The 22,017-nt window shown below is 27.1% G+C and carries 27 protein-coding genes and 1 other RNA gene; 2 read left to right on the top strand and 26 right to left on the bottom strand.

Annotated features, from left to right (window positions below; all coding sequences use genetic code 11):
- Positions 1-144: 144 nt before the first annotated feature.
- From KYD98_RS00005 to KYD98_RS00105, 21 genes are all read right to left on the bottom strand, one after another.
- Positions 145-393 (bottom strand): hypothetical protein, encoded by a 249-nt coding sequence (locus KYD98_RS00005; RefSeq protein WP_219777537.1) that lies wholly within the window; start codon positions 391-393, stop codon positions 145-147.
- Complete coding sequence (locus KYD98_RS00010; protein WP_219778017.1) at positions 394-690, bottom strand: hypothetical protein; 297 nt, start codon at positions 688-690, stop codon at positions 394-396. It abuts the gene before it with no gap.
- Positions 691-707: 17 nt separating this feature from the next.
- The gene (locus tag KYD98_RS00015) at positions 708-1,058 is read right to left on the bottom strand and encodes a hypothetical protein (protein WP_219777538.1); all 351 of its coding nucleotides are present in this window, start codon (positions 1,056-1,058) and stop codon (positions 708-710) included.
- 79 nt (positions 1,059-1,137) lie between these two features.
- A complete protein-coding gene (locus KYD98_RS00020) occupies positions 1,138-1,764 on the bottom strand; it encodes a hypothetical protein (protein WP_219777539.1) in 627 nt (208 codons plus the stop codon).
- A 13-nt stretch (positions 1,765-1,777) separates the two neighbouring features.
- A complete protein-coding gene (locus KYD98_RS00025) occupies positions 1,778-1,915 on the bottom strand; it encodes an XkdX family protein (protein WP_219777540.1) in 138 nt (45 codons plus the stop codon).
- The gene (locus tag KYD98_RS00030; RefSeq protein WP_219777541.1) at positions 1,915-2,331 is read right to left on the bottom strand and encodes a hypothetical protein; all 417 of its coding nucleotides are present in this window, start codon (positions 2,329-2,331) and stop codon (positions 1,915-1,917) included. Before KYD98_RS00030 ends, KYD98_RS00025 begins: the two co-directional genes overlap by 1 nt.
- A gap of 12 nt (positions 2,332-2,343) precedes the next feature.
- Positions 2,344-3,369, bottom strand: a complete 1,026-nt coding sequence (locus tag KYD98_RS00035) for a hypothetical protein (protein WP_219777542.1) — start codon at positions 3,367-3,369, stop codon at positions 2,344-2,346.
- Positions 3,370-3,380: 11 nt separating this feature from the next.
- On the bottom strand, positions 3,381-3,995 hold the full coding sequence (locus KYD98_RS00040) for a YmfQ family protein (RefSeq protein WP_219777543.1): 615 nt from the start codon (positions 3,993-3,995) through the stop codon (positions 3,381-3,383).
- A gap of 1 nt (position 3,996) precedes the next feature.
- Entirely contained in the window at positions 3,997-6,903 is a 2,907-nt protein-coding gene (locus KYD98_RS00045; protein WP_219777544.1) for a hypothetical protein, read from the bottom strand.
- A complete protein-coding gene (locus tag KYD98_RS00050) occupies positions 6,904-7,962 on the bottom strand; it encodes a baseplate J/gp47 family protein (protein ID WP_219777545.1) in 1,059 nt (352 codons plus the stop codon). It lies immediately after the preceding gene.
- 2 nt (positions 7,963-7,964) lie between these two features.
- Positions 7,965-8,372, bottom strand: a complete 408-nt coding sequence (locus tag KYD98_RS00055) for a DUF2634 domain-containing protein (RefSeq protein WP_219777546.1) — start codon at positions 8,370-8,372, stop codon at positions 7,965-7,967.
- On the bottom strand, positions 8,365-8,694 hold the full coding sequence (locus KYD98_RS00060) for a DUF2577 domain-containing protein (protein ID WP_219777547.1): 330 nt from the start codon (positions 8,692-8,694) through the stop codon (positions 8,365-8,367). Before KYD98_RS00060 ends, KYD98_RS00055 begins: the two co-directional genes overlap by 8 nt.
- Before the next feature lie 5 nt (positions 8,695-8,699).
- Entirely contained in the window at positions 8,700-9,671 is a 972-nt protein-coding gene (locus KYD98_RS00065) for an XkdQ/YqbQ family protein (protein ID WP_219777548.1), read from the bottom strand.
- Between the two features lie 11 nt (positions 9,672-9,682).
- Positions 9,683-10,345, bottom strand: coding sequence for a LysM peptidoglycan-binding domain-containing protein (locus KYD98_RS00070; RefSeq protein ID WP_219777549.1), 663 nt, complete (start codon positions 10,343-10,345; stop codon positions 9,683-9,685).
- Positions 10,345-12,300 carry a phage tail family protein gene (locus KYD98_RS00075; RefSeq protein WP_219777997.1) on the bottom strand — a complete coding sequence of 652 codons (1,956 nt, stop codon included), beginning with the start codon at positions 12,298-12,300 and terminating at the stop codon, positions 10,345-10,347. The genes KYD98_RS00070 and KYD98_RS00075 overlap by 1 nt, the downstream gene beginning before the upstream one ends.
- A gap of 195 nt (positions 12,301-12,495) precedes the next feature.
- Positions 12,496-12,909, bottom strand: a complete 414-nt coding sequence (locus tag KYD98_RS00080) for a phage tail assembly chaperone (RefSeq protein ID WP_219777550.1) — start codon at positions 12,907-12,909, stop codon at positions 12,496-12,498.
- A gap of 288 nt (positions 12,910-13,197) precedes the next feature.
- Positions 13,198-13,665 (bottom strand): phage tail tube protein, encoded by a 468-nt coding sequence (locus tag KYD98_RS00085; RefSeq protein ID WP_219777551.1) that lies wholly within the window; start codon positions 13,663-13,665, stop codon positions 13,198-13,200.
- 18 nt (positions 13,666-13,683) lie between these two features.
- The gene (locus tag KYD98_RS00090; RefSeq protein WP_219777552.1) at positions 13,684-14,994 is read right to left on the bottom strand and encodes a phage tail sheath family protein; all 1,311 of its coding nucleotides are present in this window, start codon (positions 14,992-14,994) and stop codon (positions 13,684-13,686) included.
- A gap of 1 nt (position 14,995) precedes the next feature.
- Positions 14,996-15,151, bottom strand: a complete 156-nt coding sequence (locus KYD98_RS00095) for a hypothetical protein (protein WP_219777553.1) — start codon at positions 15,149-15,151, stop codon at positions 14,996-14,998.
- Complete coding sequence (locus KYD98_RS00100; RefSeq protein WP_219777554.1) at positions 15,141-15,557, bottom strand: phage tail terminator family protein; 417 nt, start codon at positions 15,555-15,557, stop codon at positions 15,141-15,143. Before KYD98_RS00100 ends, KYD98_RS00095 begins: the two co-directional genes overlap by 11 nt.
- Positions 15,558-16,355: 798 nt before the next feature.
- Entirely contained in the window at positions 16,356-16,868 is a 513-nt protein-coding gene (locus KYD98_RS00105) for a helix-turn-helix domain-containing protein (protein WP_219777555.1), read from the bottom strand.
- Positions 16,869-17,366: 498 nt separating this feature from the next.
- On the opposite strand from KYD98_RS00105, the gene KYD98_RS00110 reads away from it, so the two are divergent.
- The gene (locus tag KYD98_RS00110) at positions 17,367-17,735 is read left to right on the top strand and encodes a helix-turn-helix domain-containing protein (protein ID WP_219777556.1); all 369 of its coding nucleotides are present in this window, start codon (positions 17,367-17,369) and stop codon (positions 17,733-17,735) included.
- A 19-nt stretch (positions 17,736-17,754) separates the two neighbouring features.
- Positions 17,755-18,216, top strand: a complete 462-nt coding sequence (locus KYD98_RS00115) for an ImmA/IrrE family metallo-endopeptidase (protein ID WP_219777557.1) — start codon at positions 17,755-17,757, stop codon at positions 18,214-18,216.
- Between the two features lie 52 nt (positions 18,217-18,268).
- On the opposite strand, the gene rnpB is transcribed toward KYD98_RS00115, so the two are convergent.
- The 5 genes from rnpB to rpoD all read right to left on the bottom strand — a co-directional run bounded on the left by rnpB (position 18,269) and on the right by rpoD (position 22,015).
- An RNA gene (gene rnpB, locus KYD98_RS00120) (RNase P RNA component class A) lies at positions 18,269-18,614 on the bottom strand.
- Between the two features lie 125 nt (positions 18,615-18,739).
- Entirely contained in the window at positions 18,740-18,976 is a 237-nt protein-coding gene (locus KYD98_RS00125; protein ID WP_219777558.1) for a hypothetical protein, read from the bottom strand.
- A gap of 178 nt (positions 18,977-19,154) precedes the next feature.
- Complete coding sequence (locus KYD98_RS00130) at positions 19,155-19,946, bottom strand: Nif3-like dinuclear metal center hexameric protein (RefSeq protein WP_219777559.1); 792 nt, start codon at positions 19,944-19,946, stop codon at positions 19,155-19,157.
- A 26-nt stretch (positions 19,947-19,972) separates the two neighbouring features.
- Complete coding sequence (locus KYD98_RS00135; protein ID WP_219777560.1) at positions 19,973-20,659, bottom strand: tRNA (adenine(22)-N(1))-methyltransferase; 687 nt, start codon at positions 20,657-20,659, stop codon at positions 19,973-19,975.
- A gap of 231 nt (positions 20,660-20,890) precedes the next feature.
- Complete coding sequence (gene rpoD, locus KYD98_RS00140; RefSeq protein WP_219777561.1) at positions 20,891-22,015, bottom strand: RNA polymerase sigma factor RpoD; 1,125 nt, start codon at positions 22,013-22,015, stop codon at positions 20,891-20,893.
- Positions 22,016-22,017 lie beyond the last annotated feature (2 nt).

Raw genomic sequence — 22,017 nt, forward strand, 5'->3', positions numbered from 1 at the left:
ATAGTGTAAAAAAAATAAGTGCTAGCTTTAATCTTTTACAAGATTATTGGCTACACTTATAACGTACCAAAAACACCTTTTGTGGTGTTGGTTTTATTGCCTATTAGATAGTTTTTTCGTAATTTCATACACTATATTCTCTGACTATTGTGTAACTTCTGTCTTAACTTCTTCTGCTTTAGTTTCTACATTTGTATTTACAGTTTCTACTTGTTTTTCAACTAGCTTTTCTTCTTTCTTAACTTCATATTTTTCTCTAGCAAGTTCTACCAACTCTACTAATTGTTCTTGAGTTAAATCATCTATTGCAAAAAATACTTTTAATTTTTTAACTGCTTCCTCCATAGCACTATAATATTTGTTAATTATTAAATTTAACATTAAATTATACATTTACATTCCTCCATTTTCTTTTAATATTGATTTATATCTTAACTCTGCTACGAGAGATTGAGTTTCTAACAACTGTTGCTTTAATATTTCTGTTTCTGTTTTTTCTTTTGATACTACTTTAATACTATTTTTATAATTCTGTTCTGCTGTTTTTATCAATTTAAATCCATCTAATTCAAAATCAATTGTATTTCCTTGATCATCTTTTATTGGTATATAATTATCAATTTTATATATAGGAGTAAATTCTATACCATCAAAAATACAATTTAGTTCTCTTAATTCAGAATATTTCATAATCTATCACATCCTTTCTATGCTGGATAATGAATATTAATAGAACATCCTAGGTTTTTAGCTTGCCCACCTATTTGAAACATCAAAGTACCTGTAGGGTCTATAACTAGATATAAAGATTTATTATTACTATCTATTGCATTACCTCCATGCCATCTACCGTCACTCGGTCTTGGCAATTTTGCTATTATATTATTAGGCGATTCCAATTGATTAATTACAATTCCTTCAATAAATAATTCATTATCTATCTTTTTGGCTCTAAAAGTACAGCCACCACATACTATCCAACCATTTTTCAAATTAGTAATTATATCTATATTTTCAGTTGTCGCTAGTTGTTGCCATTCACTCCATTTACCACCCATCTTTGCACGCTGGAACATATTATTTGACTTATATCAAATATTATTTGTCTTTGCCAATCACCATTGCCATCCCAAGGGCTTAATATATAAAAATCATTTGCCACCCATGTTGAAAACCATTCACAACATCTGTATCTATATTTAAACCTTCTCTCCCTCCCCATTGCATTTTATTTATCATAGGAAAACTATTTTCAGTTGTGGCTAGTTGTTTCCAACCGCTCCAATCATTACTCTTCCATCCTTGAGAGTTTAAAAATATTTCCCCATTACGTCGTATCAATAACATATCTCTATAACCTTGTTGTGTAGCAGTATTAACCCAACCACTATTAAAAATAGTAATGTGTTCCCACCCACTATCTATAGGATAATTTTGTTTAGTTGATACAGCACCTTCTACACAATAATGACCAGTATCTAAAGTTAATATATCAATATTATTATCTATAGATACTGCATCTTTATTAAACTTTTTAGTATTTAATTCATTAACTTTATTTAAAATTTCTTTTTTATCTTCTTTTAATTGTTCAATATCTTTTAAAGCTGTACCACCTATATTACCTTGACCTAAAGCCAATTCTTTTAACGCACCTTCAACATCATTACTTTTAAATTGTTCAGCCACATCTACTATTCTAACTTCTGGTGCATTAATAATAAGTGATTTTTCTTTTCCATTCTCTATTGATTTTATTCGCATAAATACCTCCTAACTAAACAACTTTATTGATTATAGTTGTTTTCTGTTCATCTGTAATATATTTCACTTTGACAAACAAATCTAAATCCTCATTATTATATAGTTTTAAATTATAATAATCTTTAATTAAATTAAACCAAAAATTCTCCATTATTGATTACCTCCCTTTAACTCAGCTATTTGTTTTAATAATTCTGCATTAACTAATATTTGATTTTTAAGTTGTAATTGTGTATCTGCATTATATTTTAATAATTGTGCATTAATTAACTCTTGTTGGTTAGGTTGTTGTGAGACTGGTGGAAATAATACCTCTTTTTCTTCTTCTGTTAATTCTATAGGCTTATTATCCACTAGTTTATAATTATATCTACCTTGCATATCTATTAAAGGTTTTTTACCATCTATAGTAAAGTAATTTCCTTGTGCATGAGAATATTTATCTCCAAACCCTTCATCAATGCAAATATAACCTGTTATATCTTGTAAAAATATAGATGAATTAATTTTTATAATACAATTATTTTTATCTAATTTTACATATACTTTTATTTTATTTTCTTCCATTTTCATACCCTCCTAATATATTTCAGCATCAGCATTTCCATACCATGTTATTCTACAACCTTTTGGTAATTTTGAATTTTGCTCAATGTTTTTTTGTAAAAAAGCACAAAAATGATATTTAGCATTATCAGTATAGGTGTTTATACTCGGATTTCCAACTTCACTTATAATATTATCTATTTTCATTGTTGGAATTATTCTTTTTTCAACTTTATATGGAACATTCATTTCAATCCCTTGTGAAATTTCACTCATATCAGTTATTAGTCTTGTTGAAAAAAATACTCTTTCAAAATACCTTTGGCATAAAGCTAATTCTTCGCCATAACTTCTAGGTACAAAAGGTGTTGACTTATCTCCTAATTCTAATTTAACTCTTCTTAAATAGAAACTTCCGTTATTATTATAGTCACCCATTAAATCAAAAGCTATTTCTATTATATCTTGTATATCTATACTATCAATGTTGAAAGTTACTTCACATTTACTCCACGTTCCCGAAGAATTCGGAATACATCTTTCAGAAGTAATTATATTCGCCGCCCTTTTGAAAGAATATACTCTTGCATTAAATTCAATATTTCCTGTATTTGCATATTCAAAACTCAAAGTATACTTTCCACATATAAGATAAAAGGGTTCTAATTTTTGATGAATTGACATCCCAACATCCTTAGGTTTATAAAGCTTCGCTAACCCAAAATAAACACCATTAGCATCTTTATATTTATTTATATTGCATTTTGGTATATCATGACTTTGAACTATTCTCCATCTATCTGTTGTATATATATTCTTCTTTTCAGTTACTGAACCTATATATTCAAAACCTTCACCTCTTTGCCACACTTGAAAATCACCATTTATCAGTAAATTAGGATTGCTTATTTGAGATAAGTTGTTCTTCATATCTTTCAATGATGAATCAACTTTCTTAAGTTCTAAATCAATTTTATCTGAATTATCATTAAAATCTTGAACATTGACAACATCAGTTCCATCCGGTTTCTTTAGATTATAATTACTTGTTAATTTCATTTAACCATCTCCTATTCATAAACTTTTAATTCATTCCATAATTTATTTTTAGCACTATTCCAATCTAGATTTTTTTCTTTAATAAAATCCCAAATTGTAAATGTATATTTAAAACTATAACTAAGATGAGCCGGTTTTATATCTTCTAGCATATTTTTAAATGCTTGCATATTCTTAGGGATACCCTTAACACCTATAAATTGAACTATAAAAGAATAATTTTTGTTATCTTCTGTTATGTTTACCTCTCCCCCTGAGAATATTTCAGCAACATTCTTAATCATATCTTTGGTTGTAGTACCCCTACCTATTTTCTTTGCTTTTATAATTTCTCTTCTTTCTTCATAGCTACTATTCAAATTAGTTTCTATTGCATATTGCTCTTCCCAATAAGTTAATCCCCATGTAGCTGTTTCTATAAAAATTTGATTAAATAAATCATTTATAGAATATAAAAGACTACCTAATTCTGTTCCTTGCACAGAATAGATAGTCTGCATTTCTTTTATATCTGAAATAAAAGAAGGTACGTATTTATTTAAATCAATAAAATATTTTTTTATTTCTTCTTCATTGGAGTCTTTTTCTGAATATTTAATTAATCCATAGTTATTTAATCCATACATATTATACCCCCTTTAAATCATTCCATATTATAGGACCTTTTTTCATTGCTCCTATTTCTGCAGGTGTTGGTTTTCTATTTGTAGTATATACATTAGCACCCTTTACTTGAAGTTCATTAGCATTTAAAGTTCCTGGACAAACTGTATTTCCATTCCCATCCAAAAGAGTTAGTGTTCTAGAAATATTAGCAAAATTACCTGTATATTGTCTTACATAAATAGGCTCATTTCCATTATCTGCTGTAGCTATTTCTAAACTTCCATTATCATTATTTCCCTGACCTTCTATTCTTATAAAATCGTTCGAAGCCATACTTCCATAAATTCTTGAAGCCGTCCCCCCATTAGCTGGTAATGATGATGGCATATTTTCTATTTCTGATATTGAATGTTTGTGTTTCTTATCTGCTTTATTACTTATAGTATTCCATGTATCTACGGACATTTGATTAATTTTATCTAGCACATTTTTGTTAGTATGCATATGATTTTGAGATATATCCACATCTTTTTGAGTAATAAAACCTATATCATTTGTAAATTGTGATATCTTATTAGGAAAATCAGTTATTTGTGATTTAATATGTGTATGTGAATTATTGGCTTTTCCATCTAATGCATTTTTAGTAGCCTTTGAAATAGGTTTATCTAAATCATTTGTATTGTCTACATTCCCTAATCCTACATCTGTTTTTGATGGTTTATTACTACTAGTATAAACTTCACTCCAAATACTCCACTGATTTCCAGTATAATATCTAAAATATACTTTTTCCTGACCATTTGAAGCATACAACACTTGTGTATACCACCCATTGGCACTTCTTACAACTTCCATTCCAAATGCATCAACTCCATTTGGTTTATTTGCGCAAGTATTACCACCACCGGCATAATATAATCCAACTGTAAGAATACTATCTAAGCTTTGGTTTGTTAATTCTGTTGGATTTAGTGATACATTTATATTTATATCCCTACTACCATCAAAATCTGCCTTACCACTTAATAATCCTTTTAAAGTTATAATTCTAGCACTAGCTAATTTAGATGCACTTACAGCATTATTATTTTTATCAAGCTTGTTATCTACATCATTCCATTTTTTCCTTTCGTCATTTGTTATATGCTTTACACTATCACTTATATGCTTGTAAGATTCATTCCAATTTTCTCTTTCATTGCCTGTTACATGTTTTATTGCATCATTTATATGTGCATAAGCAGCATTCCAGTTATCTAATAAAACTTGCGTTATTTTATCTATAATGCTTTTATTACTATGCTCATGTCTTTTATTATAAGCTTCTAAATTGTTAGCTCTTTCATTATCAGTAGTAAATCTCTTATTAGCATTATCAATTATCATGTCTGCACTATGATTCGCTGGATGTATATACTTATTAGCTTCACTTTCTATCTTAGCTAATTTCTTCTTATCAACTAAAGTGTAATTTTCATCAGTTAATTGTTTTCCTTGAATTTTATCAACTTTAGTAGCTAATTGCTTAGTCATAGTACCTGCAAAATTCGCATCATTATTTAAAGCTTTTGCTATTTCTTGTAATGTATCTAATGCCTCTGGAGCAGTTCCTATAACATCTTTAATCTTTTTAAGTACCTCTTCTTTTGTAAATGTTTGATCTTTTGTATATCTCTTATTCAGTTCTGCATCTACATAAGTTTTATCAGATTTCTTGTCTTGCAATTCTATATCTTTTTCTCTTAATTTTTGCATTTCTGCATTATTAGTTGTTTTATAATTATTAAGACTACCTTCAATACTGTTTTCTTTAGTTTTAGATCTATTTACTTCCTCATTAAATTTACTTGTAATATCATTTTCAACACTCTTTGCTCTAGAAATCTCACTATTTAAACTATTAGTTGTATTATTAATATTCTCAGTTAAACTTTTTTCTACTGCTTTTGATCTATTAATTTCTTCAGTTAAATTTGCATTTATACTCTCTTCAGACTTTGTTGCTCTAGATATTTCAGTATTCAAATTTTCAGTCAGTATTTTCTCAGAAAACTTGGCTCTATTACTCTCTACATTTAAATTATCTGTCAATACTTTTTCAGCACTAATAGCTCTTTTCACTTCATCTCTAATACTATTGCTAATAATATTCTCTGTATCTTTAGACCTATTAACTTCATTGCTTAAATCAGTATTAGTAGTATTGATACTATTTGCTAATCTCTCTTCTTCCTTTTTTGCTCTAATTATTTCATTATTAATACTATTATTTAAACCTTCTTCTGAATTCTTAGCTCTATTAGATTCTATTTCTAAATTATCTGTTAAATCTTTTTCGCAACTTTTAGCTCTGTTTATTTCAGCATTTAAATTCTTTATAATACTACTTTCAGAATTAGTTGCTCTTAATACTTCATCATGCAGCTCTTTGTAAATATTATTTTCAGAATCAGTTGCTCTTTTAGTCTCTTTAATAATATTATTTATTAATATATTCTCAGCATCTTTTGCTCGCTTGGTTTCATTAGAAAGATTATCACTTAAAGTTTTTTCAGCTAACTTTGCTCTATCAATTTCATAATTTAAGTTTTCTTGAGTATTAACTACTGAATATTGCAATTTATTAATATCATCTGCTTCTACTTGATCTCCTATAGTTTCATAAGATATATACAATGGCGTTACTTTAGAAAATATTTTAATTATATTTTTCCATGGTGTAAGACTTGGTGTTGAAATACTATAAGTTTCAATTTTATCTCCTGTAAGCTTTGAACCTGTATATATATTTACTGTCTTAATATTTATATTGTCATGAGCAAGTTCATTTTCGTAAATTCCATCACGTACATCTATTTTTTCTTCTACAACATAAGTATTACCTTCAACTTTATTAAACTTTTCATTAAATTTACTTATATCCAATTACATCACTCCTAAATTCACAGTACCCAAAATTGCAATTTCTTCGTCTGCTAATTTTATATTAGAAAGTATGTTATTTATTTTTAAGTCTGAATAATCTAATATACCTGTTGTATTTAGAAGAATTTCCCCAATTCTTGCAATACTTATATAATCTGTTTTAAAGCTTAAACTCTTTAAATATTCATCTAATAACTTAGTAAATTCTTGTTGTGCAATACCTAGATTATAACCTTTTACTAAATTTATATTTGCATTTACATCTATTACTTTTTCTGTTGCACTAACAACACTTATTGTAGCTCCTATTGGTCTAACTTTTTCAATGTACTCAAATGTATCCTGTATTAATTTAGGTTTTGCTTTGTGTTTATTAGAATCAACTATAACAATTTTTACACACCCATTTTCATGCTCACCTTTTAAATTAGTTTCTGGAAATACTTTTGCACCACCAACACCTGTAACTTCTAATGCCCAATTTAAATAGTCATATTTATTTCCAGATGTAGATGGTGTTCTTACTTTAACCATTAATCTATTAAATAAACTCTCATTACTTTCTGTATCCACACCTTCAAGTATTGTCTCTCCTAAAATTCCTCTTCCTAATCCATCAATATATTCAATTGGAAGTAAATCCCCGCTTGGAAAATTTCCAATAGATCCTATCACTTCGGATTTCATTTTATAGTTACCATCTTCAATCTTTTCGATTGCATAATAATTTATTTTATCTATAGAAAATCTAGAGTTTAAAGGTATATCCATTACCTTTCCTTCACTGTCGTAAAATATCCCAAGCTTAATTGCATAAGTTGGCATTTTTCTTTTTATTCCATGTTCCTCACATCTTTTATCTAAATATTCTTCTGGTATATTAGGGGAAGCAAAAGAATATTCTAAAAATCTATCCATATCAGATCTTAATTTTGTTATTTCTTGTGCTGCTGGAGCTAATGCATTATAAAGCAAACTACTTCCAGGTCTTTTATCTAAATCATTTGGAACTTTATTTAACATATCTTTTAATAACTCGTCTTCTTTTACCTCAAACAAATTTAAATCACCACACTTTCATATAACTTTGAATAAATAGAAAATACAGTGAACTTTACTAAAACACTGTCTTTTTCATATTCAAAAATAAATTCATCTACATTTTCAATTCTATCATCTTGGATTAAAGCTTCTTTTATCCTTCTCTTTATTTCACTTTCAGCTATATCTCTATCCATTCCTATTATTCCTTTAAGTTCACTGCCATAGTTATCGGGATATATAAGATATTCATATCTTTCTGTATTTAATATAAAATATATTGTTTGTTTAAGGGCTTCTACTTCATCGCAAATTCCAAATATCCTATTATTCTTAATTCTATAAGTTTTTCCTGAATATTTTACATATTCTATATTATCAATATCTTGTAATAAACCACCTTGTGGCAATACACTAAAACTACTCATAAATTCCCACCTTATCAAGGATTAAAAATCTATCACCTTTTTCAATCATTAATAATGCAACAATATCTCCCTTTTTTAATCCTTCTCTAATTACTATTTTTCCAAGAGCTGATGATGTTTTTAAATGCGAATGTGTTAAATCTAATTCATATCTTGTTAAACTTTCTGGAATAATAAAAAATTCTTTAGATAATATTCTTTTCTGATCTATTCTTATAGTTAAAGATTCATCTATTATGGTTCCAAACTCAATATCTAAAGGATTTCCAGCATTAATTGCATTTACACTTGCTTGTTTTATAAGCTCTATCATATTTCCCATGCTTATTACACCACCTTTAAATTAAAGTCCATTATGTGTCCATCTTTTGAAAATTTGTGTGTAGCTTCTTCTATTAAGTAACATTGATTTATACCTTGCTTTTTTATATCAACAAACACTCCTGCACCCCCTCTTAGCTTTCCATCTAATTTTATATCAGTTCCTAATACATTTTTTAATTTTAAGGTTTTACTTTCTTTGTTTTTTAATTTTAAGTTTCCATCAAGCATTTTTTCAATATCTGATTTACTTAATTTATCATCAATACTTTTAAAAAATTGAAGTCTTCCCCATTTATATATATTTGAACTATCTTGAGCAATATAGACATCGTCTCGTCCAGCATCTTTATTTTTTTTAACAAATTTTATCCTATTATAACTATCCTCAATAGATTTGCTCCAATCATATTTTCCTAAATTAGTATCATCAGATATGATTATCTCTTGTCTCATATTATTTATGTCTTTAAGATTTAAGCTTCCAAAATCATCATATAAAACAAAAGTTTTTGTATTTGCTATTAATGTTTTTTCAAGTGCCTTATAAATAATATCTAATAATTTTTTATCACTTTCTTGAAGCTTTGGAATAACATATTCAGTATCTTCAATGATTCCTTTTCTTAATCCTAAATTATCAGCTATTTTACTAACTATGTCACTTGCTTTTATGCCAGTAAATACATAAGTATCGTTATACATTAGGTATTTAATTTGATCATATGCAGTTATTTTAATTTCATTTCCTTCATCACCTGAATTTTTAAATATATAACCATAAAATATATTAGCTTCATCTACTCTAAACCTTATAATATCTCCATTTGATAAAACTAATGTTGAATCTTCTAATAAGTTTACATCTAAACTTGATGTACTACCTTTTCTTTTTGTTTTCCATGTTATATCTTTTACAAGATCACTAATATCAAAAATATTTCCTTTTTTATCATCAATCAGCAATTCTATTTTCATATAAACCTCCTTTATGGAATATTAAATACTTGCCCTGGAAATATTAAATCTGGATTAGAAATATTATTAATCTCTGCAATTTCTGTATATCTATTTCCATCACCTAAATATTTTTTAGCAATATGCCAAAGAGTATCTCCCTCAACCACAGTATGAGTCTTTACTTTTACAGTATCATTAGGTCTAATTGTAGTATTATAATTTTCTAAAGCAACACCATTCTTTATTTCCTGTACCACTGCTTTTTTAGCGTAATATGGTTTATATCTTTTTAATTCTATATAATAATAAATATCGCCAACTTCTCCACCTTTTTCAGTAAATTTAAGACTTTCAATAGAAAATAGATCATTTATCTCAAATTCAGAACCTATAAATATAAATCTTATTTTTTCTTTGTTTTGACGCCACTGCTTTAATTTATTCATATAAACATGAGGCCTAAAGAAATGCTTATCACTTACATACGGTCCATTATTTCTTGGAAAATAACTTTTAAATGATATTTTAGTTAATTTAGGGACATTTAGAACATTTACTTCTCCTAGATTTATAACGTCATAAGTTTTGTTATTTCCATTTTCATTTATTTCAATTTCTTGTGGAAGAACAGGTAAAACAAATCCTTCATCTCCATTATTTATGCTTAATCGCATTTTATACTTTTTACTCATTACGCATACAACCCTTCTGCACTATTAATCATCTCATTTTCCATATATGATTCTATTTTAGATATAATTGTATTAATATCAGCTTCCTCTTTAATATCTCCTGTTGTTACCTGTACTGTTGGGGTTAAAGATACAAAATTTTGAATAATTTCTTGTTCTGCTAAATCTTTCATCATTTCTAAATGTTCATTTGAAACTTCTACATTATCATCCATTCCTTTAAGATTTTCAGATACATCAGCTACATTATTACCTAAATTAGTATTATCTATAGATGAACTTAAACCATCACCTGAATTATATAATGGATTAGACATTCCTCCAGAGTTAGTTGAATTTGTTGGACTATTGTTTTGAACTCCAAACTTAGTTAAATCATTTCCATTTTTTATATTATCTATTTTAGATTTAATATCTCCAAAATTATTTCCAATACCTGATGCAAATTTACTTCCAGCGTTATATCCAAAATTGTATTCGTTACCCAAATCCTTACTTTCCATCCTAGGTGCAACCCAATAATCATTAGGTGGATCAGGAATATCTACTTTAAGAGAACCTATTGAAAAATCTCCGATTAAATCCTTTAAAAATGGAATACTTTTCGCTTTTTCTACAATCCAATCTAAAGCACTTCCTACGAATTCAATTATTGAATTCCATATATTATAGAACAATCTTTGTATTGAATATAGTGGATGATTAAATACATTTGCTAGAAATTCCGCTAAACTCGCAAATATATTCCATATACATGCAATTTGGTTATAAAGATTCCCAAAGACCATCATAAAAATTCCGCCTATAAATCCACATACCTGCTGAGTTGTAATTCCACATTGCATTAATATATATATAAGTAATGCTATTGCTCCAATTGCTATTAGTATTGGTATATTTGCAAGCATCCATGCTCCTGCCATAGCTAATGCTTGACTTATAAGAATACAGAAACTTGGTATTATCGTATATAACAAATATATTCCTATCGCCATTAGCATAGGTTCTATTATTCCCCAATTATTTTTTACAAGTTCACAAATCCATAATATAACATTAGCTAATAATCCAAGACCTACTGATATTGAATCAAAGAATACTTGAAATGAACCATTAGAAAACATTTCATTTACTATTCCCATGACTGGGGTAAATGCTTCTAATGCACCTTGCCCAGCTTCTCCTAAACTACTGTTAAAATTTTCTTTTAAATTATCAAATTGAGCAGAGGCTGAATTATTAAAATTATCAAGCATTGAATCATTGAGACCTTTTCCATCTAAAAGTCCATCAAATTTAGATGTAAAATCATCTAAATCCTTACTTGCTTGCAGAATTCCTATGTCATCACTACTAAATTTAAACTTGTTTTGAAGTGAACTTCCATCACCAGACATCATCTTTTTAATAGCATCTCCTGCCCCTGACATCCCTTCAGTAGAGTTACCAAGTGATAACCTCTCAGATAAATTAGCTAATTTATCTAAGCTTTCTGTATTTTTAGTTACTCCTAAAAATGACTGTGCATTATTTTTAATTTCATCAAATGAAAATCCTGATTGATTAGCTTGCTTTTGTAGATGATTAAAATAAGCTGTTCCTGCATCTTTATCGCCAACCATTCCTTGTACTGAAAGCTTTTTATCCTCAATTTTTGATGCTTCTGATAAAACCGATTGTACTCCACTTTTTATTGAATCAAAACTTATTAGATTTTTGCCGAAATCCTTAGCTTTACTTAAAAGATTATCCATAGATGAAGAACTCTTTTCTATATTTTGACTTAAATTAGATTGAGCATTTGCTGCTTGTTGTATATTTACTTGTAAAATATTTGTTAATGATATTTGTTGTTGTATAAATTGTAATCCAAACATTGCTGAAGTTGGTGGATTAGCTTGAACCGGAGGATTAATACCTCCTATTGGTATTAATCCTGTTTCCATTGACGCCATCATATTCCCTCCTTTCTTTTTATCTTCTTCTCTTTAATTTCTTAGCTTCTTTATTTTCTTTTTCTACATGTAAATCTATTGAAGCATATATAAAAGCTTTTTCTTGTCTAGATAAATTCATTAATACATGAGGAAGTATTTTAAGCTTATGGAGGGCATAGTGGGCATAAGCTGCTTCACCATCTCCCCCCTCAATTAGTTTTTTGCTTCTTCTATTAATTCATTTACACTTTTGTCATATCCATTTACTTCACTTACTATTGATGACCATTCTGAAAATTCTCCATCTTTCATTTTTGATTTCATTGCAGTTAATAATTCTTCTGATCCCATAACTCCCCAAGAAGATTGAAGCTCTGAATTTTTTAAATCTGGATAAGTTGTAGTTTCAATTATTAAATCTGAAATATACTTGTCCTGATCTGTTTCAATTATTCTTTGTCCTTTTACAAATTTGGTTTTTCTATTTTTCTTTCTCAATTTATCTCCTAAATCAGCAGATATAGGTTTAAATTTCATCAACTTTTTCTTTCCACCTAAAGTTACTTCTCTCTCAATTTCTTGTGTATCCTCAAAATTATCCATTAAAAAATCTGCAAAATTATTCATTATTCTTTCTCCTTCTTTTTTCAGTATTTATTAAATTAACTGTTAATTTTTTATGTTTACTATAATTAATCTTTTTTATTTGCTTTAAGTCTTACATAATATTAAGTCATTATTTTTTTGCTTTAAGTAGCTTTATATATTAATTTAGTTCTCAAATTTGTAATGGCTTAAAGCTCTGTATTCTAAACTATATTATTGTTTAAAATAATATTAATGTTTTAATAAATTAATTTATTCATACGGCTTTTATCTTACAATATTAAAATTAATTTAAAAAATTTATAATTATTATGAAATTACTGGTTTACCAAACTTATCTAATAAATCAACATCTTCATAAGTAAATGCCATCTCTTCTTCTAACACTTCGCTCTCTACATCAAACATTGCCATACTTACCTTATCAAAATTACATTTCTTTAATACAATAGTTTGTCTGCCTATTGTTGATGTTGAATCTTCATTTGTAACAGTCATATCAAAGTACATGTCCTTACCAGTTTTAATATACTTTATCATCATTTCTCTAAATAAAGATGTAACATAGTAAACAGTAAGAGTTCCTGTTCCTTTCCAACCAGTTGCTTTATTTTGCTCTACTCTACTGCCTAAAGTTTTTCCTGTTGTTTTAGTTTTTTCTGCATCAGATTCTAGTTTTTTTGCATAAAACAATTCTTCATTTCTACCATTTATAGTTATAAAACCTTTTGCTTCTGTTCCACTTAATGTATCGCTAAAATTTAAAAAATCACTCATTTAATCCTACCCCCATCATTATATAAATACAGTCATATAAATTTTTTCCATACTATCTATTGGTTGTGCATTGACATTAACCACAATAGCATCTTTTGAATTTCCACTATATACTTCAATATCTTCTACAGTTACATTCTCTAATGCACCTTGTGCTTGTAATGTTTCTAATATATTAAGTACATCTTTTTTGAATAAATTTCTTCCATCTTCATTGTTGCTTACTTTACCTATATAGTTTTCTTCCCACTTATTCTTTATCAAATCATTTATTCCATCTAAAACTCTTACAACTCGATTTTTTCTAAAATCAGATTTTTTATCATCTGTAAAATCCTTTAGAGTATTAATATCTTGTTCTATTAATACTTTCTTGTTATTAGTAATAAAAATAATTTCACCATTTTTAATTATTTGTTTGATATCACTATCTGAATATCTTGCATCTACATTTACAGCACCTTCATATACTGCATAAGTATTAGATTGTGAATATCCTGAACTTGCAGTCAAAGCTGCAACATATGCTGTTGCTTCTATATTTCCAACATGTATATTGTCTTTAATATACACACCATTTTTAACTGATATAATGCCTTCATAATCTGCATCTGCAAAATTAGGTAAAATAGCTTGTACTTTTCTTCCTTCATTTTCTCTTAGTCTCTTAACAAATTCTTTTACAACTAACTTAGTACTCTTATCATCATAAGGAATTGCTACAGTATTAAAATCATATAATTCTAATTCCTTTAAGAACTCTGAATAATCTTTTCCTGTTGCAACTTTATCCTCTCCACCTTCAAGTTTAATTCCAGCTGATAATGTAAGTGCTCCTGTACCTGTAAATTCTACAAATATATTGTTAGTTAAATCTTCAATATTCTTAACTGTTTGGATATCAACTCTTGTTTCTCCTAAAAATGTAGTTATATCAAAAGCAGTTTCATCGTAAATATTAGTTTGAATAACTACTCTTATTTCATTTCCTTTGCTACCGCTCCATTTAGATGTTATAGTTAATCCTCCTAATGTTTTATTAGCTTTAACACCATCATTAAGTCTATATAACAATACTTTCTTTGCCTTTTTTAATGCCTCTTGTAACATTAAAATAGATCTATCACTATTTTCTATTCCTATAGTGTTTAATACATCTGTTTCATTATCTATTTCAATAATCTTTTTTTCTGGTCCAAAAGGTAATACTAATGGTAATCCAACTATTCCCCTTTCATTAATATTACTTTCTTCATTTTTCTTGCTTTTAAAATTTACATAAGCTCCTGCTATTAACTTATCTTGTTTTTCCCATGTTCCTCCTGACATTCTAATCAGCCTCCCTATCATAAAATTTATTAATTACATTTTTAGCATCATTTATGCTGTATTCTTCTTCACCTAATAAAGCATTTAAAATATCCTTTTCATTAGGTGTAAAATGCTTTGACTCTACTATTTGTTCTTTTGAAAATTTACTTTCCACTTACTTTTACCTCCAAATTATTCATATCTTGTTCCTTAAAAGCTTTTAATAAGTTGAAATTTACTTGAAAGATAAAATGTAATACTCCATCTGTTATTTCATACTTCATATTAACTGCTCTATATAATTTTTTATCAACTTCTATATATTCAAGTAATTTGTATAAACTATCAGCCATATTAAAGTAATCTAAATTTTTACTTTCTTTATTACTTAAATAGCTTATATCGAAAGATAAATTACATCTATATCTTCTATTAAGTTCTTTAATTTGCTTCGAAGCTAATATTTGCACAAAAAAACAAGGTTTATTAAAACTCTGTTCTAATTCCTGATCATATAAAGTTACAGCTGGAAACTTTTCAACTAACATTGTACTAATTTTACTTTTCAATTCATTCATCATTTATAATTACCACCTCCTTCCATAATTCTGTACAACCATCTATCACCTCATGACATTTAAAACAAAATCATAAGCAGAAAAACAAAGTTGTTCTTTAAGCTCTGCAACTTCTAAAAAAGAGCATAATAAAAAGCCTTGTTTAAATAAGGCTTTTTTAATTATGATTATATATTTTTATAGATACCTATAAATTTAAAGCATAATTATGCTAACTCATATGTCTAATTTTTTAATATTTAGTTTAATAAGTTTTGTTACTTTTCCACATTAACATTATCTCACATCAAATATTTCATTAAAATAACATCTTTTTTTCATCTATTTATCAATTCATTTATATATGTCATCTAAAATAAATTTTTATATCTTATTTATTTAATCTATTTTTCTTCTGTCTATATAAAAGTAAAATTAAAGTACCTATTTTTTAATAGATACTTTTAAATCTACTATTTTATTTTCATTTACTTAATCACTTTTGTTTACTTTTCCACATTAACATTATCTCACATTAAATATTTCATTAAAATAACATCTTTTTTTCATTTATTTATCAATTCATTTATAGATATTATCTAAAATAAACTTTTACATCTTCTTTAATATATTTTTCTTCTATACTATACAAAAGCAAAATAAAAGTACCTATTTTTTTATAGATACTTTTTAATTTACTGTTTTATTTTCATTTATTTAATCGCTTTTGTTTACTTTTCCACAATAACATTATCTCACATTAAATATTTCATTAAAATAACATCTTTTTTTCATTTATTTATCAATTCGGTAAAGCTTTAATTAACTTAATTTTATCCCCTCAATACCAAACAGATAAATTCCTAACTCATCTAGCATTTCATTAACCCATCGTCTAACAGTAATAACACCACAATTTAATTCTTCTGCTATAGTTTCATATGTTTTTTCATCTATAAATAGTTTCTCTAATGCTAAATACTTTTCTATAACACCCTTTTTCCTTTGTTCTTTTTTTAATATCTCTAATGATGAATCTACATGTGAAATCATTATTAAAGTTTTAACCTTGCTTTGTTTTATACTTAATATATATAATTCATCATATTCTTCTTTTTCTAATTCTATTTTATCAGTTACACCTATATCATTTATATCACTTATTGAATAAATTATATGAGACTTTAAATCATTATAATGCTTCATAAGTAATTTAGTATTATGAAATACTCTTTTTTTATCTATTGATTTTTGTTCCTTATCATATTCTTTTATAGCAGTCTTAACTGCTTTTTCTATAACTTTACATATATTCATTTCTTCTAATTCTAACATAAAAATTCCCCCTTATACCTTATGTTCAAAATTCCTTAATTTTTCTTTTAATTTTATACATTAATATTAACAACCCATAACATACTATATTTTAAGTATATACTGTATTCTCTCTTCTTTATTTCCATACTACTATTATCCCATGTCAAATTTATCATTAAAATACCATATTATTTTTATCTATTTATCAAATTAAACATCCTATTATTTATTATGATATTTTATTATTTAATTTGTAGTACTTTTTATAAATATGCAGATTTGAATTTTCTAACATTAAGTTAATATTTATTATTTAAACGGCTAACCGTAATTAATTATATATCCGGTTTAGCGTTTATACAAGTTCTACCAATTACGTTTTTCCGTTATATTATACCCTTCTATATAATAATCCTTGTTTTATCTCCGGTTTTCTGTAATTTTTGATTTACTTTAGTAATATTAAGTGGTATGATATTCCTGTAAACCGTAATTACTTATAAAGGGGGATTGAAAATGAGCTATATAGGTGATTTTTTAAAAGCTACAAGAATTCAAAAAAAATTCACATTAAAAGAATTATCTGATATAAGCGGTGTTGGTCCTAGTACTATTTCAGATATAGAAACAGGTACTTCTTTAAATCCTAGAATGAGCACACTTCAAAGACTTGCTAATGCACTTGAAATATCTGTTAATGATTTTTTTGAAAGCGATAATCATATCATTGAAAATAATAAACTACCTAAAAAAAATATTGATGTTGAAAAACAAAAACAAATAGATACCGTTGCAGCACATTTAGAAGATAAAAACTTAACTCCTAAAAAGGTAAAACTATTAAAAGATTATATTGATGCTTTATTTGACGATGAATATTGGTAAAAGATAAGGATATACTTTAATGACATATGAAAGCTTGCTTATAGATGCTGAAAATAAGGGGTTAAGGGTTAAGGAGAAAAAATTAAAATATAATCTTAAAGGTTTATATAAAAATAGTAAAATACTTATTGATAAAAGTATTGAAACCAATGTTGAACGTAAATGTATTTTAGTTGAAGAAATAGGACATCATGAAACCTCATTTGGAAATATAATTGACGACAATGATATTAATAATAGAAAACAAGAACTTCGTGCTAGAAGATGGGGAAATGAAAGACTTGTTAAATTAAAAGATTTTATAAATGCTTATAATAATGGTGTAAGAAATAAATATGAATTAGCTGAATATCTAGAGGTTACAGATGAATTTTTAGCAGAAACTATAAACCATTATAAAAGAAAATATGGGACTTATTATGAATTAGATAATTATTTAATTTATTTTGAACCTAATTTAGGTATACTAAAACTTATTTAAAATAATTTTAAATATGAAAAACACTAGGCGTTAACCTAGTGTTTTTCATATTTGAACGAGTCAAACCATAAGCGGGGTTCTGTATTAAGCAATCATCTATCTAGGTCTATTGTTGCCAATAGACTCAAGCGACGCACCCAGAGGCGGGACGGGCAATCCCATTAATGCCTCTCTATTCGGTCTTGCTCCAAGTGGGGTTTACATAGCCGTGAAGTCACCATCACGCTGGTAAGCTCTTACCTCACCTTTCCACCCTTACCTAAGTAAACTTAGGCGGTATATCTCTGTTGCACTTTCCTTCAAGTCGCCTTGACTGGACGTTATCCAGCACTCTGCCCTATGGAGCCCCGACTTTCCTCTCCTAGATCAAGTCTAGCAGCGATTGCACGTTTTGCTCGCAAGATAAATAATACCACAGATTTTTATATTTTACAAATAAAATTCAATTAAATTTGTTGGTAATTACTAAAATAAATAATAAAATTACTATAAATAAACTTTTTTAGAAATAATATTTTCTATTTTATACTAATATAAATAAAAATATTAATAAGACTATTATTATTATCCCATAAAGGTTAACTCCCCACAAAAGTAATGATGCAAGTATCATTGCTCCAACTATAGCTTTAGGGCAAAGATACCAAGGGCAAGGTCCTGGAAAGAATGGATACCACCAGCCTCTCCTTCTTCCACCTCTAAAACATCTTTTCACATTCCTACACATATGTTTAAAGCCTTTTTTGTTGCCATCCCCCATAATTACCACCTACACATTATTCTTATAACTAATATATGCATATATATCATGGTTTAGTTAACTGATAAAGTGGAAATTTTGCTGTTATAATGACACATTAAAATTGATACTATTTTATTTAAACTTTTTATATAATATATGTTTTAAGTTAATATTAATATTAACTTAAAACAAAAATCTATATAAAACTATAAGGATCTTCACATTTCTTTGATATTATAAATTCAATATCTTTAAATTCGTCTTTTAAAAATTCCAAACTTTTAAAAAAACTAATCCATTCAGTTCCAAAATGTCCAGCATCTATTATACTTATTCCCATTTCTTTAAAATCAGATGCAAAATGATAAGTAGTGTCTCCCGTTATTATACATTCTGCACCAAGGTCTTTTGCTTTAGTGAAAAGATCTTGACCACTTCCATTGATTATAGCCAATGTATTAAATTCACTTTTCCCCTCTACAACTCTCATATGTTGTACATTTAACTTATTTTTTATAATCATTATAATCTCTTTTAATTCAATTTTATTTTCTAATTTAACTATTCTTCCAATACCAGCATCTTCAAAACCTTTAATATTAGAAGTTTCAATTATTTTATTTGATTTAAATCCAAGCATTTCAACTAATGTTTCATTTATTCCTAATTTAGCAGAATCTAAATTAGTATGACATGAATACAGACTTATATCATTTTGAATTAAACTTATTAATTTTTCTCCTAATAAATCACCTTTTACTATATTTTTAGGTTTTCTAAATATTAAAGGATGGTGAGTTATTATTAAATCAACTTTATTTTCTATTGCTTCTTTAATTACCTTGTTAGTGCAATCTAACGCTAATAAAACCTTCTTTACATTTTTATTATTATCTCCAACCATTAAACCAACATTATCATAATCTTCTTTTAAAAATTTAGGTGCTTTTTTTTCAATTAATTTTGAAATATCCTTAACAGTACTCATTATAATTTTACTCCTTTAATAATAAATTAACTAATAAATCCTTCTAAAACTTTAATCTTATTTTTAATTTCTGTTTTTCTTCTTTCCGCGGCTTCTGTATTTTCCTTAATAAAATTTAAAATCTTATTATATTTTTCAATTTTAAATTTTATATATTCTTTGATTAATACATTATTTTCTTTTAACATTATAGGACTTATTTCATAAAATATAGAATCTAATGTTGTTCTTTCTCCCGATTTATATTTAACTTTAAATAATTCATAATATTGCCCTTCATCAAAACACAAATCTTCATTTAAAATTTTATAATTATTATTATATAAATATTCTCTTAAAATTTCAGGATTTTGAGCTGGTTGAAGAACTATATAATCTAAATTTTTAACCTTCTCTAGATCATTCTCTAATATATCTCTAATTAAGTTACCACCCATTCCAGCAATTATAACACCTTGTGCTTCATTATTTCTTAAAGGTTTAAGACCACCTCCTAATCTAAGATCAACATTAGATAATACACCATCCAATGAAGCATTAATTTTTGCCTTTTGAAGAGGATCTTTGTTTATATCAGATGCAATAGCTTTTTCTGATATTTTATTTTTTACTAAATAAATAGGTATATATCCATGATCAGTACCAACATCCATGATCACTTTACATTTATCTGCATACTTAATAATCCAATTCAATCTTTTGCTTAATTCCATATTCTATCTACACTCCTACTTATGTATCATGTCTCTTTTAGTACATGAATTTATTTTAATCATAAAATTAACAATAATATAATATTTCTATATTTTTAAATAAATATTAATATTATATTATAAAAACAAAACTACCTTAAAATTCACTTTTTAAACAAAAACATTAATTTAATTTGAAATATCACTCAAATTAAATGCTATATTAAAAAAAGAGCACCTTAAAAAAGGTGCTTAATCTAAATAATCTTTTAATTTCTTACTTCTTGATGGGTGTCTTAATTTTCTTAAAGCTTTTGCTTCTATTTGTCTAATTCTTTCTCTTGTAACATTAAACTCTTTTCCTACCTCTTCAAGAGTTCTAGCTCTTCCATCATCTAAGCCAAACCTTAATCTTAATACCTTTTCTTCTCTAGGAGTTAAAGTATCTAGTACATTTATTAATTGTTCTTTTAGCATTGTAAATGCTGCTGCTTCTGCTGGAGCTGGAGCTTCATCATCTGGTATAAAATCACCTAAATGAGAATCTTCTTCTTCTCCTATTGGAGTTTCTAAAGATACTGGTTCTTGTGCTATTTTTTGAATCTCACGAACTTTATCTACTGGTAATTCCATTACTTTTGAAATTTCTTCTGGGAAAGGATCTCTACCAAGTTCTTGTAATAATTGTCTTTGAACTCTTATTAATTTATTTATTGTTTCCACCATGTGTACAGGTATTCTTATAGTTCTAGCTTGATCCGCAATAGCCCTAGTTATTGCCTGTCTAATCCACCATGTAGCATAAGTAGAGAATTTGTACCCTTTTCTGTAATCAAACTTTTCAACAGCTTTTATAAGTCCTAAATTTCCTTCTTGAATTAAATCCAAAAATAACATTCCTCTTCCGACATATCTTTTAGCAATACTTACTACTAATCTTAAATTAGCTTCTGCAAGTTTTTTCTTAGCTACTTGATCACCATCTTCAATTCTTCTTGCATAATCTATTTCTTCCTCCGAAGATAATAGAGGAACTTTTCCTATTTCCTTTAAATACATTCTTACAGGGTCATCTATAGCTATACCTTCTGGAACTGTTAAATCTATTTCTTCTTCAACTTCTGGTTGAGCATGTTCAGCACCTATAACTTCAATTCCCATCATTTCAAGAACTTCATATATTTTCTCTATTTGTTCTGGATTTAAATCTATATGATCTATTTCATCCATAATTTCTTTATATGTTAAAGAACCATTTTTCTTTCCTTTTTCAATAAGACCCTTCACCATGGCCATTCTAGCATTTTTATCATCTTTTCCTTTTACGGCCTTTGTTTTAGTTTTTTGCTCCATATTTTCTTTACCTCCTTCTGCCATGA

The sequence above is a fragment of the Clostridium weizhouense genome, assembly GCF_019431045.1.
Classification (GTDB): Bacteria; Bacillota; Clostridia; order Clostridiales; family Clostridiaceae; genus Clostridium; species Clostridium weizhouense.

Excerpts from the sequence above, each read along its gene's own strand:
- KYD98_RS00080 (WP_219777550.1), bottom strand. The coding sequence starts at position 12,909 with ATGAATAATTTTGCAGATTTTTTAATGGATAATTTTGAGGATACACAA.
- KYD98_RS00025 (WP_219777540.1), bottom strand. The coding sequence starts at position 1,915 with ATGGAGAATTTTTGGTTTAATTTAATTAAAGATTATTATAATTTAAAA.
- KYD98_RS00090 (WP_219777552.1), bottom strand. The coding sequence starts at position 14,994 with ATGTCAGGAGGAACATGGGAAAAACAAGATAAGTTAATAGCAGGAGCT.
- KYD98_RS00100 (WP_219777554.1), bottom strand. The coding sequence starts at position 15,557 with ATGATGAATGAATTGAAAAGTAAAATTAGTACAATGTTAGTTGAAAAG.
- KYD98_RS00035 (WP_219777542.1), bottom strand. The coding sequence starts at position 3,369 with ATGAAATTAACAAGTAATTATAATCTAAAGAAACCGGATGGAACTGAT.
- KYD98_RS00075 (WP_219777997.1), bottom strand. The coding sequence starts at position 12,300 with ATGGCGTCAATGGAAACAGGATTAATACCAATAGGAGGTATTAATCCT.
- KYD98_RS00135 (WP_219777560.1), bottom strand. The coding sequence starts at position 20,659 with ATGGAATTAAGCAAAAGATTGAATTGGATTATTAAGTATGCAGATAAA.
- KYD98_RS00085 (WP_219777551.1), bottom strand. The coding sequence starts at position 13,665 with ATGAGTGATTTTTTAAATTTTAGCGATACATTAAGTGGAACAGAAGCA.
- KYD98_RS00015 (WP_219777538.1), bottom strand. The coding sequence starts at position 1,058 with ATGGGTGGTAAATGGAGTGAATGGCAACAACTAGCGACAACTGAAAAT.
- KYD98_RS00065 (WP_219777548.1), bottom strand. The coding sequence starts at position 9,671 with ATGAAAATAGAATTGCTGATTGATGATAAAAAAGGAAATATTTTTGAT.
- rpoD (WP_219777561.1), bottom strand. The coding sequence starts at position 22,015 with ATGGCAGAAGGAGGTAAAGAAAATATGGAGCAAAAAACTAAAACAAAG.
- KYD98_RS00005 (WP_219777537.1), bottom strand. The coding sequence starts at position 393 with ATGTATAATTTAATGTTAAATTTAATAATTAACAAATATTATAGTGCT.
- KYD98_RS00030 (WP_219777541.1), bottom strand. The coding sequence starts at position 2,331 with ATGGAAGAAAATAAAATAAAAGTATATGTAAAATTAGATAAAAATAAT.
- KYD98_RS00010 (WP_219778017.1), bottom strand. The coding sequence starts at position 690 with ATGAAATATTCTGAATTAAGAGAACTAAATTGTATTTTTGATGGTATA.
- KYD98_RS00115 (WP_219777557.1), top strand. The coding sequence starts at position 17,755 with ATGACATATGAAAGCTTGCTTATAGATGCTGAAAATAAGGGGTTAAGG.
- KYD98_RS00055 (WP_219777546.1), bottom strand. The coding sequence starts at position 8,372 with ATGAGTAGTTTTAGTGTATTGCCACAAGGTGGTTTATTACAAGATATT.
- KYD98_RS00040 (WP_219777543.1), bottom strand. The coding sequence starts at position 3,995 with ATGTATGGATTAAATAACTATGGATTAATTAAATATTCAGAAAAAGAC.
- KYD98_RS00125 (WP_219777558.1), bottom strand. The coding sequence starts at position 18,976 with ATGGGGGATGGCAACAAAAAAGGCTTTAAACATATGTGTAGGAATGTG.
- KYD98_RS00020 (WP_219777539.1), bottom strand. The coding sequence starts at position 1,764 with ATGCGAATAAAATCAATAGAGAATGGAAAAGAAAAATCACTTATTATT.
- KYD98_RS00130 (WP_219777559.1), bottom strand. The coding sequence starts at position 19,946 with ATGAGTACTGTTAAGGATATTTCAAAATTAATTGAAAAAAAAGCACCT.
- KYD98_RS00070 (WP_219777549.1), bottom strand. The coding sequence starts at position 10,345 with ATGAGTAAAAAGTATAAAATGCGATTAAGCATAAATAATGGAGATGAA.
- KYD98_RS00105 (WP_219777555.1), bottom strand. The coding sequence starts at position 16,868 with ATGTTAGAATTAGAAGAAATGAATATATGTAAAGTTATAGAAAAAGCA.
- KYD98_RS00060 (WP_219777547.1), bottom strand. The coding sequence starts at position 8,694 with ATGGGAAATATGATAGAGCTTATAAAACAAGCAAGTGTAAATGCAATT.
- KYD98_RS00110 (WP_219777556.1), top strand. The coding sequence starts at position 17,367 with ATGAGCTATATAGGTGATTTTTTAAAAGCTACAAGAATTCAAAAAAAA.